Here is a 522-nt window from a genome sequence, read left to right as displayed (position 1 = left end):
TAACAGTATCTTCGGATACGGGGCTATCACCCTTTACTGCCGGACTTTCCAGACCGTTCTCCTGATGCTGCCATTGATTAAGACTCTGGGCTGCTCCCCGTTCGCTCGCCGCTACTAGGGGAATCTCGGTTGATTTCTTTTCCTCGGGGTACTGAGATGTTTCAGTTCTCCCGGTTCGCCTCATTAACCTATGTATTCAGTTAATGATAATATCCATAGGATATTGGGTTTCCCCCATTCGGAAATCGTCGGGTATAACGGTTCATATCACCTTACCGACGCTTATCGCAGATTAGCACGTCCTTCATCGCCTCTGATTGCCTAGGCATCCACCGTGTACGCTTATTCGCTTAACCTCACAACCCGAAGATGTTTCTCTCGAAGACGACTTTAAAGGTCATGGCTACACAAGCATCAATTCGTTGTTGGGCAGTGCTCGTAATGCTCACATACTTAAGTATGCTGCGCTTACTGCGCGCTGTCCGCCTAGAATTGCTGTTGTTCGCTCATGACACTCGCCTT

The 522-nt window shown here is 48.7% G+C and carries 1 rRNA gene; it reads right to left on the bottom strand.

The annotated features are described in order from the left end of the window. Positions 1 to 356: ribosomal RNA gene (locus BHE89_RS20030) — 23S ribosomal RNA — on the bottom strand; the annotation flags it as partial. Positions 357 to 522: the final 166 nt, after the last annotated feature.

The organism is Shigella sp. FC1967, assembly GCF_001743005.1.
Taxonomy (GTDB): Bacteria; Pseudomonadota; Gammaproteobacteria; order Enterobacterales; family Enterobacteriaceae; genus Proteus.
This window is presented reverse-complemented; position numbering and strand designations above follow the sequence as displayed.